At 60.1% G+C, this 13,255-nt stretch carries 11 protein-coding genes and 1 pseudogene; 1 reads left to right on the plus strand and 11 read right to left on the minus strand.

What is annotated here, in order from left to right:
• Nucleotides 1-4: 4 nt before the first annotated feature.
• The 9 genes from KX928_RS18330 to KX928_RS18370 all read right to left on the minus strand — a co-directional run bounded on the left by KX928_RS18330 (nt 5) and on the right by KX928_RS18370 (nt 9,344).
• Complete coding sequence (locus KX928_RS18330; protein WP_219505600.1) at nt 5-967, minus strand: Bug family tripartite tricarboxylate transporter substrate binding protein; 963 nt, start codon at nt 965-967, stop codon at nt 5-7.
• Between the two features lie 66 nt (nt 968-1,033).
• Nucleotides 1,034-2,533 carry an aldehyde dehydrogenase (NADP(+)) gene (locus tag KX928_RS18335; protein WP_219505603.1) on the minus strand — a complete coding sequence of 500 codons (1,500 nt, stop codon included), beginning with the start codon at nt 2,531-2,533 and terminating at the stop codon, nt 1,034-1,036.
• A 40-nt stretch (nt 2,534-2,573) separates the two neighbouring features.
• Nucleotides 2,574-3,575, minus strand: coding sequence for a 4-hydroxythreonine-4-phosphate dehydrogenase PdxA (locus KX928_RS18340; protein ID WP_219505605.1), 1,002 nt, complete (start codon nt 3,573-3,575; stop codon nt 2,574-2,576).
• Complete coding sequence (locus KX928_RS18345) at nt 3,575-4,288, minus strand: GntR family transcriptional regulator (protein WP_219505607.1); 714 nt, start codon at nt 4,286-4,288, stop codon at nt 3,575-3,577. Before KX928_RS18345 ends, KX928_RS18340 begins: the two co-directional genes overlap by 1 nt.
• A gap of 1 nt (nt 4,289) precedes the next feature.
• Nucleotides 4,290-5,201, minus strand: coding sequence for a dihydrodipicolinate synthase family protein (locus tag KX928_RS18350; protein WP_219505609.1), 912 nt, complete (start codon nt 5,199-5,201; stop codon nt 4,290-4,292).
• Entirely contained in the window at nt 5,198-6,373 is a 1,176-nt protein-coding gene (locus tag KX928_RS18355) for an L-rhamnonate dehydratase (protein ID WP_219505611.1), read from the minus strand. Before KX928_RS18355 ends, KX928_RS18350 begins: the two co-directional genes overlap by 4 nt.
• Before the next feature lie 3 nt (nt 6,374-6,376).
• Entirely contained in the window at nt 6,377-7,873 is a 1,497-nt protein-coding gene (locus tag KX928_RS18360) for a tripartite tricarboxylate transporter permease (RefSeq protein WP_219505612.1), read from the minus strand.
• Nucleotides 7,874-7,877: 4 nt separating this feature from the next.
• Entirely contained in the window at nt 7,878-8,318 is a 441-nt protein-coding gene (locus tag KX928_RS18365; RefSeq protein WP_219505614.1) for a tripartite tricarboxylate transporter TctB family protein, read from the minus strand.
• A gap of 81 nt (nt 8,319-8,399) precedes the next feature.
• Entirely contained in the window at nt 8,400-9,344 is a 945-nt protein-coding gene (locus KX928_RS18370; protein WP_219505616.1) for a Bug family tripartite tricarboxylate transporter substrate binding protein, read from the minus strand.
• A 794-nt stretch (nt 9,345-10,138) separates the two neighbouring features.
• Here KX928_RS18370 and KX928_RS18375 point away from each other — a divergent pair.
• A pseudogene (locus tag KX928_RS18375) lies at nt 10,139-11,524 on the plus strand (IS1182 family transposase).
• A gap of 243 nt (nt 11,525-11,767) precedes the next feature.
• Here the strand turns inward: KX928_RS18375 and KX928_RS18380 are convergent.
• Both KX928_RS18380 and KX928_RS18385 read right to left on the minus strand, forming a co-directional pair.
• Entirely contained in the window at nt 11,768-12,211 is a 444-nt protein-coding gene (locus tag KX928_RS18380; RefSeq protein ID WP_219505618.1) for a Dps family protein, read from the minus strand.
• A 125-nt stretch (nt 12,212-12,336) separates the two neighbouring features.
• Nucleotides 12,337-13,173, minus strand: a complete 837-nt coding sequence (locus KX928_RS18385; protein WP_219505620.1) for a cysteine hydrolase family protein — start codon at nt 13,171-13,173, stop codon at nt 12,337-12,339.
• Nucleotides 13,174-13,255: the final 82 nt, after the last annotated feature.

The raw sequence follows: 13,255 nt of genomic DNA on the forward strand, positions 1-13,255 counted from the left end.
TGACTTACTTGGCGATGCCGAGATCGGTCAGCAGCTCTTTGGCTGCGCCGGAAAACTCGGCAGCAAAGACCGAGAATGCCTCGGATCCGTCAAAGAGCGGTGTGATCCCGCGTTGCGCCAAGGCCTCCTGCACAGCCTCCGAGCCATGCGCAGCTTTGGCTGCTGTCTCCACCTTTGCCTTCACGTCTTCCGGCAACCCGGACGGCGCGCAGAGGGAGAACCAGTTGGTCAGCGACCAGTCCACACCGCTTTCCTTTAGTGTCGGCACGTCCGGGAAGGCGGGCGAGCGTTCATCGGCCATGATGCCCAGGATCTTCACCTCGCCCGCATCCGCAAGCGCGCGCGCCTCGATGGGCGATCCGGTGAACATGCTGATGCCACCAGACACAAGGTCCTGCAGCGCCGGTGCTCCGCCCTTGGAGGGGATGAACTTGACCGTGTCGGCAGCACCTCCGGCGGATTTCATCATGCCTGCGACGGCCATGTGCCATGGTCCGCCAAGACCTGATCCCGAGGAGGTCAGCTCACCTGACCTGGCCGCTTCGATCACCTCTTCAACCGAACCGAATGGGCCGTCTGCCGCGACGGTCACACCAGCCGGGATCGTTGCAAGCCGCGAGATCAGATCGTAGCTGGCAGGAGTGATGTCCGCCAGTCCAACCGTCTCGAAATAGGTGATCTCAGACGTGCAGGCACCCAGCGTGTAGCCATCGGGCGTGCCATTGGCGATGGCCGAATGCCCCACCACGCCAGAGCCGCCGGTGCGGTTGATGACATTGATGGGCTGGCCCATCTCTTTCTCAAACCCCACCGCAAAGATACGGATGATGGTATCCGTGCCACCGCCCGCGCCCCAAGGCACGATGATCGTGACAGGGCGCTCAGGGTATTCAGCCATTGCCGGTGCGGCGACAAGGGTTGCCAGTGCCGTCAGTCCGGCGGCGAATGTGAACTTGAATGATGTCATTTTATCCTCCCATGCCACGGTTCGTAGAGAAACCGCACCCGGCGTGGCGACCGGGTGCTGTCACGATCAGAAGGCTTCCGGCAAAAGCGCGTCCGGCAGGTTCTGGTAGCAAATGGGTCTGAGAAAGCGGCGGATCGACAGGGTGCCCACGGAGGTGGCGCCGAAGTTTGTCGAAGCCGGGTATGGGCCGCCGTGCACCATCGCATCGCAGACCTCCACACCCGTGGGAAAGCCGTTGACCAGGATGCGGCCCGCCTTGCGCTCGATCAGCGGCAGCAGGGTGTGCGCCGCCCGGATGTCGCCGTCATCCATATGCAGCGTACAGGTCAACTGGCCCTGGATCGCACGGGCAATGCCGGCCATTTGATCCAGGCTTTCGGCTTCAACGATGATGCCCAACGGTCCGAAGACCTCTTCCTGAAGGTCATGGGTGGCCAGCCAGTCCTTGGCCGAGATCTTGTAAAGATACGGTTTGGCCTCGCGCCCCTCACAGGCCGTGCCCAACAGCTCTGTCGCGCCATCAGCAACGCGCGCCACACCCAGCCGGTATGCATCGGCGATGCCGTCGGTCAGCATGGTCTGCGCACCTGCGTCTGTCAAAGCGGCCTCGGCAGCGGCGATGAACGCATCGGCGCCCGGCAAGACCACCGCGACGCCGGGGTTGGTGCAAAACTGCCCCGCCCCCATGGTCAGAGAGCCCGCCCAGCCGGTGCCGATCTCTGCGCCGCGGGTACTGGCAGCCTCGGGCAGCAGGAACATCGGGTTGACGGAGCCAAGCTCGCCAAAAAACGGGATCGGCTCGGGGCGGGCGGCGCAGAGGTCAAACAGGGCACGGCCCCCGGCAAGCGAGCCGGTAAAGCCCACGGCGCGGATCAGGGGGTGCTGCACCAGTGCCGTGCCCACGTCGCGGTTGCCGCCCTGGATGAGGCTGAAGGCACCAGCGGGCATGCCGGATGTCCGGATCGCGGCGTGAATGGCTTCAGCCACGATCTCGCCGGTGCCGGGATGCGCCGAATGGCCCTTGACCACAACCGGGCATCCCGCCGCAAGGGCTGCGGCCGTGTCCCCGCCCGCCGTCGAAAAGGCCAACGGGAAGTTTGACGCACCAAAGACCGCAACGGGGCCGATCGGCCGCTGGATCATCTTGAGATCCGGGCGCGGCATTGGCGCGCGGTCGGGCAAGGCGGCATCATGGCGGCGATCCAGGTAGTCGCCTTGCAGAATATGCTCGGCAAAGAGACGCAATTGTCCCGTGGTCCGCCCCCGTTCGCCCTGAAGCCGCGCGGCTGGCAAACCGGTCTCCTGCGTACCGATCTCGGTGATGGCGTCACCACAGGCCTCAATCTCATCCGCGATGGCGTTCAGAAACGCCGCGCGGGTCTCGCGCGTGCTGGTGCCGTAGGTCCCGAACGCTTCTTCGGCGGCCTTGCACGCCCGGTCGACCAGATCGGTTGTTCCGATGCAGAAGGCGTGGGCCGCGCCATGGGCAGGCTCAGAGGGAAAGGTCTCATCGGTTGCGACCCATTCTCCGGCAATCAGATGTTTTCCGTGCGGTGTATAGCTCATCTTGGGGTATCCCGTTGTGCAGTGTTTGGTCTTGGCGATGTCAAGCCGCGGCGTTCTTTGCGTTCTGGGCCATACGCACGAGCAGTTTGAATGCCTGCCGGGTCGCGCCCACATTGGCGACGCCCTGACCCGCGATATCGAAAGCTGTGCCATGCGCAGGGGTGGCCACGGGGATCGGCAGACCGGCCGCCACCGTTACCCCGCGCTCGAACCCCATCAGCTTGATCGCGATCTGGCCCTGGTCGTGATACATGGTCACCACGGCATCGACCTCGCCGCGCATGGCCTTGAGAAAAACCGTGTCCGAGGGCCAGGGACCCGTTACATTCATCTGCCTTTCCTGGCAGATCCTGACCGCCGGTTCGATCACGTCGATTTCCTCGCGCCCGAACTTGCCATTGTCGCCCGCATGGGGGTTCAGGGCTGCAACGGCCACATGAGGCCGCGTCTTGCCGGCGCGCACCAGCGTGTCATGGGCCAGTTCAACGGCGCGCAGAATACCCGGGCCGTCGATGTTCGCCGCCACGTCTTTCAGGCCAATATGGCTGGTGACCCGCGTTGTCATCAGATCGTCAAGCACGTTGATTTCGGAATGATACCCCTCAAAGCCCAGATAGCGCGCCATGTAGCGGTGCTCATCCTCGGCGTTGAGTCCGGCGGAGGTCATTGCCGCCTTGTTGAACGGCGCAAAGAGAACGCCGTCCACATGGCCCGCCTGCGCCAGATCGAGCGCTTTGTCCAGACAGCGCAGCGAGGTGGTGCCGCCTGCTACGGTGACTTCGGCGACTCTCACAGCGCCGGGTTGGATGGTCGAAAGGTCAAGATGCGCCAGCCCTTCAAACGCGCCAACATCAGCCTCGCCGACCGTGTTCAGCGGCACCTCGACCCCGGCCTGTTCCGCACCGCGCAGCCACAGATGTGCGTCACCGACCAGCAGGATATGGGCGGCCTCGCGCACGCCCCCGACATGCAGAAGCTTCGCAATCAGTTCCGGCCCGATACCGGAGGGGTCGCCGGGGACGATGGCAAGTCTCGGGCGCATCAATCGGCCTCCCTGGCGGTTTCAATCTCGGCGATTGCGGCGGCGATGTTGATTTCAGCCGTGCGCAGGTGGTTCTTCAGCGCCTTGCGCGCGGCGGTGGCATCGCGCGCCTTGAGGGCCTCGACAATCACCAGATGTTCGTTTCGCGTAGCCTCGCGGCTGGCCACCCGTTGCGATGACAAAAACCGCACCCGCCAGAGCCGCGCGTTGTAGGTCGCGTGGGTTTCGGCCAGAGCCTCATTCCCGGAGGCCGCCACAATCGCCTCGTGGAACCGCATGTCCATGCGAAACGCCTCCAGTTGCCCGTTTGTGTCCCGTGCCTCTTTGATTGAGGTATTGATGTCTTCGATCTTTGCCAGCTGCGCGTCGGTCGCCTGTGCGCAAGTCAGCTCTCCCGCCAGAGCCTCCAGAGCACCCTGCACCCGCAGCCAATCGTTGATTTCATCCAGCGACGGATCCGCCACGCGCGGGCGGCGGGTGGGGCCGTAAACGATCAACCCTTCAGCCTCAAGAATGCGCAGAGCCTCTTTTAAGGGCGTACGGCTGATCCCAAAGGCCTCGGCCAGATCCCGTTCTCGCACCGGCATCCCCGGCGCCAGCCTGCCCAGCAGGATGAATTCGCGTAGGTTGTCGGCCGCCTCCATCGCCAGGGACTGCCGCGGTTTCAGTTCTACGAATGCGCGTAGTTCATTTGTCCAGGCGCTCTCACTCATCTTACTTCCCCCATCTTAGGACCAGCGGTTCCAGAGGCCGCAGCAGATCAATCAACCGAGCACGGATCGCCGGATGCAGCGGTGGGATCGGATGACGGCAGAACTCGGACTTAATGACGCCACCTTCGACCATGGCGGCCTTGCAGGATTGCCAGCCGCATTGCCGGTTCTCATGGTTGATCGCCATGGCCACACGCCCATAGGCCTCTGTCGCGCCGGAGATATCACCTGCATGATGTTTCGTGATGACCGGCTTGATCTGATCGACAATCATGCCGCTGGTCATGGAGCCCGTGGCCCCTGCGTCGAGATCGGCCAAAAGGGTAATCGCCTCTTCACCGTCGAATGGGGCTTCGATGGCATCCCCACCCTGCTCGATCAGCAACCGGATTTTATTCGCCGCGCGCGGGCATTCGATCTTGAAGAGTTTCACCGCCTCAATCTCCCGCGCCATGCGCACCAAAAGCGGCACCGGCAGGTCAACACCGGAAAGCGGCGCATCCTGCACCATGATTGGAATGCCCACCTCGCCCACGGCGGCGAATTGCTCGAAGCTCTGTTCAGGCGTGCCTTTCAGCAGCGCGCCGTGATAGGGCGGCATCATCATCACGATATCCGCACCCAGATCCTTGGCAAATTGCGCACGCTCCACGGCGATCTGGGTTGCGTAATGGCTGATGGTCACGATCACCGGCACACGGCCCGCGACATGTTCCACGCTCAGCCGCGCCAGCACCTCGCGTTCGGCATCAGAGATCAGGAATTGCTCGGAGAAATTTGCCAGCACGCAGATCCCATCCGCGCCCTGATCGATCAGGCAATCAAGCACCCGTTTCATGCCCTCAAGGTCAACCGTGCCATCGTCGTTGAAGGGCGTCGGGGCGACGGGCCATATGCCGGTGTAGCTGGTCATTCTGTGATCTCGAAATGGTCCAGGTGTTTGTCGGTGATCGAGATGCCCAGACCCGGCGTGTCGTCATCCAGTTGCAGATATCCGCCCGCCGCCTCGGCATCGCCCTCGAAGATATAGTAAAATAACTCGTTCCCGACCTCGACATCGAAAACCGGGAAATACTCGCTGATCGGGCAGTTCGTGTTGGCCATTGTCAGGTGATAGTTGTGCATCTGACCGGCATGCGGAATGACCGGGATTTGAGCCGCCTCTGCAATCGCATTGATCTTCTGCGCGGCCGTGATGCCGCCCACACGGTTGGTATCATATTGCAGAATGCTGACCGCCTTGCGGTTGATAAGCTCGGCACAGCCGATCACGCTGAACTCGTGCTCGCCGCCGGAAATGGGTACGATTCCCATGGCGTTCAGTTCGGCATATCCGGCCACATCATCGGCGATTACCGGTTCTTCCAGCCAACGCGGTTCGAACGGCGCCAGCTTGGGCAGCATGCGCTTCGTGTAGTCAAGGGTCCAGCCCATGTAGCATTCGAGCATCAGGTCCACGTCATAGCCCAGCACCTCGCGCAGCGCTTCGACCCGCTTCAGATTTTCGCGCATGCCCGCCATGCCATCCTTGGGGCCGAAACCAAAGCGCGACTTGAACGCCTGATAGCCATGGCTGGCCGCTTCTTCGGCTTCGCGCTGCATCGCTTCAATGCTGTCGGCGTAGAGCTTGGAGTAATAGACCGGGATCTTCTCTTTCGTGCGCCCGCCCAGAAGCTTGAACACGGGTTTGTTCACCAGCTTGCCCATCAGGTCCCAGATCGCGATGTCGATGGCGGAAATCGCCGTCATTCCGATGCCCTTGCGCCCCCAGGCATGGGTACGGCGATACATCTTCTCCCAGATATAGGCGTAATCGAAGGGGTCCTCGCCGATCACCAGCGGTGCATACCAGTCGTCAATCGCCTTCTTGACCACGGTCGGCGCAAGGGCGGCATTGCCGATCCCGATCGTGCCGTCTTCTGTTTCCACCTCGCAGGTCAGCCATTGGTGGAACCGGAAGGAGGCCATGGCATCCCCCATGATCCAAAGCGCGTCGGATGCATTGGTACAGAAATTACCCTGCGGCGGAACTGTCGGGCCAGTCCAGTTCCAGACACGTGTACGGACAGATTTGATCTTCGTCATGACTTACTCTCCGGTAGAAACCAAGGGGTCGCGTTGCTTGAACAGGCGCCAGAAATATGGCCCGAAGAGCGCGAGGATTGTGAGCACAAAAAACAGCAGGCTGAGCGGACGGGTGAACATCAGCCACCACTGGTCATCCAGCATGATCAGGGACTGGCCCAGCCGTTTCTCAAGCATACCACCCAGAATGAGCCCGATGGCCAAAGGCACCACCGAATATCCAAAGCGGCGCATGAAATAGCCGATGACGCCCGAGGCCAGCGCGATGTAGACGTCGAGCATCGACTGGTCCAGAGCATAGGCCCCCACGACCGAGAAGGTGAAGACGATGGGCCAGAGGATCTGCACCGGGACGAAAGTGACCCGCGCGAACAGCTTGGCGCCGAACAGTCCCACGAAGATGAAGGTCACGTTCACCAGAAGCATGGCCCAGAAGATCGCATAGGCGAACACAGCCTGCTCGGTGAACATGGTCGGGCCCGGCTGCAGGCCATGAATCATCAGCCCCGCAAGGATCACCGCGGCAGTCGGGCTGCCGGGGATGCCAAGCGCGAGGGTCGGGACCATCGCACCGCCGGTGGCCGAGTTATTGGCCGCCTCGGACCCGGCGATGCCCTCAATGGCGCCTTTGCCAAATTCCTCTGGCGTCTTCGACCAGCGCCGGGCTTCGTTGTAGCCGATCATCGAGGCGACCGTGGCCCCTTCGGCTGGCAGGATGCCAATGAATGTGCCGATGCCGGAACTGCGCAGGATCGTCTTCCACACACGGGCGTAATCCTCGCGCGACGGAAGCTTGATCGCCTTCATGAAGACTTGTTTGCGTTCCACGTTCAGCCGCTCGGCCTGCACCAGAAGTTCGGAGATGCCAAAAATGCCGATCATCACGGGCACGAAACCGATCCCTTCGGACAGCTCGTTGAACCCGAAGGTGAAGCGCTCCACAGTGGTCAGCAGGTCCTTGCCAACCGTGGCGAGCAGGATACCGAATGCGCCCGCGATGATGTTCTTGAGGGGAGTGCCGTCGCCAATTGTGGCCAGCATGGAGATGCCGAATACGGTCAGCGCGAAGTATTCCGGCGGCGCGAAGTTATAGGCCATGCGCGCCATCAGCGGCGCAGCCAGCATCAGGCAGATCACCGAGATGATCCCGCCGATGGTCGAAGAAACCGTCGCCATCCCAAGCGCGCGGCCGGCTTCCCCCCTCTGCGCCAGCGGATAGCCATCGAGGCAGGTCGTTGCACTGGCTGACGTGCCGGGCGTGTTGATCAGGATTGCCGTGATCGCGCCCGCAAAGGTCGCCGCGCAGTAGATCGTGGTCAGGATCGCGATGGCCGGAATCGGGTCCATCGTGATGGTGAAGGGGAGCAGAAGGGCCGCGCCTGTCGTGGCGTTTAGCCCCGGCAGCGCACCGATGACGACCCCACCCAGCGTCGCGGCGAAAAGCAGCGCAAGCAGCTGCGGGTCCAGAAGTACAATCAGTCCGGCAAGGAGCGGTTCCATCAGATCACCCGTACCAAAGGTTCGTCAGAAGCCCGCGCGGGAAGCGGATACGGAACACCATGTCGAACAACAGGAAGATCAGGGTCGGGCTGACAATGGCCACAAGACCAGCGCCCAATATCCGGCGCTCGCCCCAGGCGAAGGCCAGCGCGCCGGCAAACACCCCGAGACCGAGAAACATGTCGACCTGCGCGAGCAATGCGAAGACGACAAACAGGCCCAAACTGGTCCAGACATTGACCCCCATGGGTTCATGCTGAATTGGCTTATCAAAGATCATGACAAGCACCGACAGGGCCATGATCAACAGCAGGACCATTTGCGGGAAATCCGCAGGTTGCATCCCCCTCAGCAGGATGGGTGGCACCCGGTCAAACTGCGTGCTGAGCCAGTAGGCCACCAGGCAAAAGACCACTATTCCGCACGGAACCGCAAAACGCGTCATCTTGTCGTTCCCAATATAGGCTTGAGACAAAGGCTGGGTGGGGCCGACCCGATCGACGGGTCGGCCCCGGGGAGATGGGCTCTATTCAATAAAGCCCAATTCACGCAGCGCGGCATCCATATCCGACTGCATCGAGGTCAGCTGATTGCCCCAGACGTCCGATCCCGCGACAGAGCTTGCATCCAGGCCTACCGAGGTCAGGAACCCCTGATAGACGGTGTGACCCATTGCGTTCAGCAGCGCCTCTTCGATCTTGGCGGCCACGTCATCGGGTGTGCCTGCATGCACCACGAAGCCACGCACCGTCGAGAAGTTTGCGTCAATGCCAAGCTCCTGCGCGGTCGAGACATCAGGCAATCCGCTCATCCGCTCTGGTGCGAGAACCACGATCGGGCAGATATCGCCGGCCTCGATCTGCGATCCCGCTTCGGCCAGGTTCAGGACAGCCACATCGACAGCACCCGCAACAAGCTGCGTCGCAAGCTCACCACCGCCCTCGAAGGGGACAATCTTGGGCGTTGCCAGCTCGCCGCGCCGGGCAAACATGAAGGCCGACACATCATCGATGCCACCGAGATGAGTGGTGCCATAGGTCAGCGGTTCAGCCTTTTGCGCCTCCACAAAGGCCTGCGCCGACTCGTAAACGCCGCACCGCGTCATCAGGATCTGCGGATCATCCGTGCCGCGCGCGATGGGGCGTACATCATCCAGTTTCATATCGGTCTTGCCCAAGGCAACCGTGGCCGAGTGTCCGATGGTGAAGGTCAAAATGCTGTGCCCGTCAGCCTCTTGGGTCAGGTAGTAATCCATTGCCGAAGCGCCGCCGCCGCCACGCTTGTTGACCACGACCATATCGGTTCCCAATTCGCGACGCGCCCGGATCATCATCATGCGCGTGGTCACATCTGTCCCGCCGCCGTTACCGGCATGGGTGATCACTTCGATGGTCTTTGACGGGTATTCCTCGGCGGCCAAACTGCCGCCTATGACGGCAGCCGCCGCGGCGATGGCGAACATTTTTTTCATTGGTTTTCCTCCCTTGGACAGTGCGTAAAGTCTGCACCTGCGATCACAATAGATGATTTCTGGAATTTTGGAATACCAAATATTGAAATTTAGGAATTACCAGCGATCCTGCAGCGGATATCGCGAGCTGAGCATGGGTAGTTTGCGGAGGTTGGGCACCAAACTCGGTAGCAAAGCACTGCCGGACTTGGCTTGACTGGACATGTTGGTGAGTGGGGCAAGCTTTAGACTGTCATGAGCGCGGCGCGGGCCGCACCAACCTCGTCGGTTTGTGCTATCTCGCCTCCCTCCGTGTTCGCCAAGTGGCAAATTTGTAGGAACAGGCGCCTACCAAGTCTGACCTTCAAATCGCCCCGATTTTCCGGCTGGCAAGCGGGAATAATGAAACAAGAGGGCTTACGGATGGGAAGCGACGGACACCAAATATGGAAGAGTTCGTCGCAAGAGGCAAAACAATATGTCGCCTCACAAATTGCAAGTGGCGGACCGAGGATCTCTCAATAAAACAAATAAGTGTATGTAAGTTATAGGTTTTTATTCTTTTGGGAAAATCTACACCACATAAAGTACCACTTAACGATTGAGAAATTTTGGCTGGGATTATTTTGAGTCAAGAATTTTGGCGCCTTCTTCAAAACCATTTACACTATTGGTGGGACATCCTCGCCGTTTTTCGCAGCTTAGGAACAGTGAGGCGGCGAAACAAATCGGCATGGGCCTATTTCGTTGAAAAACTCGTCCTTGATCGAGGCGTAAGTTGCTGATTCAATTCGTCCTGTAGGGAGGTATTTGCGATGATGGGACCGAAGCAGGAAGCGCAAGCGGCGCTGTTCTACGAGTTCTCGCTAGAGGATCACGTACCCCAAGACCATTTGTTGCGGTCGATTGATCGCTTCGTCGATCTGACCAGCATCCGAGCGCATCTCGCAGAGTTCTATAGCCACACTGGCCGTCCGTCAGTGGATCCTGAATTGCTGATCCGGATACTGCTGGTCGGCTACTGCTTCGGCATCCGATCTGAACGGCGGCTGTGTGAAGAGGTGCATTTGAACCTCGCATATCGATGGTTCTGCCGCCTCGATCTGAACGACCGCGTTCCTGACCACTCTACCTTTTCGAAGAACCGGCATGGGCGTTTCCGCGACAGCGAACTGCTCCGCCATCTGTTCGAGTCGACGTTGGCGTGGTGCATCGCCGAAGGCCTCGTCAGCGGCCAGCGTATGGCCATCGACGCTAGCCTGATCGAAGCGGATGCGAACAAGCAGAACTCTACGCCCAAGGAAGAATGGAACGCAGCGCGGATCGACCCGGCCGACGCGCCGCGCGCCGTACGCGAGTATCTCGACACGCTGGACGAGGCGGCCTTTGGCGCCGCGTCCCCAGTGCAGCCCAAGTTCACGTCCCATTCTGACCCCGCCAGCCAGTGGACCGCGGCACGCAAAGGGCCTGCGTTCTTTAGCTATTCCGACAACTACCTGATCGATACGGATCATGGCATCATCGTTGATGTCGAGGCGACGCGCTCCATTCGGCAGGCGGAGGTTGGATCGACAAAGACGATTTTGAAGCGGGTGACGGCCAGGTTCGATCTGCATCCCGAACGGCTGATTGCCGACACGGCCTACGGTTCAGGACCGATGCTGGGATGGCTCGTGGATCGCGGGATCGTGCCGCATATCCCGATCTTCGACAAGTCCGGACGCACCGACGGAACCTGGACCCGCGCCGACTTCGAATGGGATGCAGAGAACGACCAATGCATCTGCCCCGAAGGTCACGCGCTCAAGCAGTTCCGCCGCAACTACTCAGACCCGAACCGAGGGCCGACGGGCAAAGGCACGGCTCGCTACCGGGCTTTGAAAGAGGTCTGCCAGGCTTGTCCATCCAAAGCCAAATGCTGCCCGAACGCCGATGCGCGCAAGATCACCCGGTAGGAACATGAAGATGCCCGCCAGGTCGCACGCGATATCGCCAAGACCCGCCAGTACGACATCTCGATGAAACTTCGAAAGAAGGTCGAGATGCTCTTCGCCCACCTCAAACGCATCTTGGGTCTCGGACGGCTCCGATTACGCGGCCCATGTGGCGCCAACGACGAATTCCTGCTCGCCGCCACCGACCAAAACCTCAGAAAACTGGCGAAGATCTTTCCTACACCGCAGAAATCGCAAAAAGCCTGATCAGAAAGGCACTCGCGCGTCGTTCAACGACCCACTTTCTGCGCCCGCAACACGTTGCTTTTCCACAGAATGGGCGGAAAGCGGAACTTTGCCGCGCAGTGCATCAATGTCCGCAGTGCGGACAAAGCGGCCCGACAGGTCTCGGCGACCAATGACCGCTTTGCCCACATTCGACTTATGCTCTGGGCTGGTGACTATTCCGACGCAGGTGGAATTGATACTGCCATATGCAACGTTTCAGCACTATTTCATAGTGGCTGACATCATCCAGAACTCCTTTTCGCACCATTCGAGAATGTCGGACAGAATCCCGACCGTGCCATCATCCCGGACATCAGCAAGAACCTGAATTGCATTGCGGAGAACATCAATTAAGCCCTGAAAATCGGCGCAATGGTTTGCCAGCATTTCATCTGTCGTCTGGGCGGTCGAATCCTGGGTCGCCTTGGATAAGGCAAGCAGCTCATCCAATGATGCAGGCGCTTTGACACCCAGCACACGCAGCCGCTCTGCGATCGCATCGATGAACCCGTTGAGCGTCTGGTATTGGGTCTCAAACATGGCGTGCAAGCTGCGGAAGTTTGGACCTTCCACATTCCAATGATAACAGTGGCTTTGGACGTAAAGGCGGAAAACCGCGCCCAAAACCGCTCTTATTGTGTCTTCCTTGACTGAGTTTGATTTCATTCTTTGTCCTTTGATTTTTGTCTCCTCGCGCCAACAAGGCTATGACCGTACCCGCCATCGGAGACATCGATAGAGGGCACGGCATAACCCTGACCTGGATCAGAGCACCTCGGGGAAGGGTGCGTTTAGAGAACAGCCGCCTTGATTTGCGCGACTGCTTCTTCAGTGCTCCAGACCGCGTTAGCGATGAAGCGGAAGTTGATCAGGGCAGCAAGGTATCCATCCCCCTCGGGCAATTGCGCCGCAGCGGTTGCATCCCGCACCACGGCCACTTCGAAACCGTTCTCGATCAATTCGCGCATATGCGATTCCGTGCAGAGGTTGGCCGACATACCCGCCAGAATAACCTGATCCACGCCTTGCTTGCGCAGTTGCAGCGTCAGGTCGTTGGTGTCGTTGCCGTACATCTTGTGAGGCGAGGTCACGATGGTCTTGCCGTCGTTGATGTAGGGTTTGTACCGCTCAAGCCAATCCGCGCCAGAGCCTTCGAAACCATCGACGTTCAGAGGACCTTTGCGGTCAAACATGCCGATCTTGTGCATCAGCTTTTCCAAAGCGCCTTCGAACTTCCAACCGTGGTCAGTTGGAAAGTAATAATGCGGCGACACGGCGGTGGTGATGTTGTGTTCCTTGGCCGTACGGAACAGGGTTTCGATGTTCTCGACCGTGTTGTGTTCGGTGACCGACGCACCAATCACACCCCAGGTCACGCCATCGGGGCTGAGGAAATCGTTCTGCGGGTCGGTCACCACCAGGGCCGCGCGGCTCAGGTCGAGTTTCATGTCTGAGGGCGGCAATGCAGGCGCGGCCGGTTCTGCATAGGGGTTGGCCGTCTGTTGCGCTTCAGCGGTCCCTGCCAGCGCAGTGGCTGCAGCCGCCGCAGTCCCGGCCAGACCGGTGGTCAGCGCCGCGCGACGTGACAGTTTCTTGCCACCGTGATCATGGTCATCGCAATTGCACATAAGGTCATTCCTTCTTTGGATGTATCGAGAAGCCTTATGTGTGACAGTTGGTGTGCCTTTTCGTCTTGATTTGGACCAGATC

The organism is Roseobacter insulae, assembly GCF_019375555.1.
Classification (GTDB): Bacteria; Pseudomonadota; Alphaproteobacteria; order Rhodobacterales; family Rhodobacteraceae; genus Roseobacter; species Roseobacter insulae.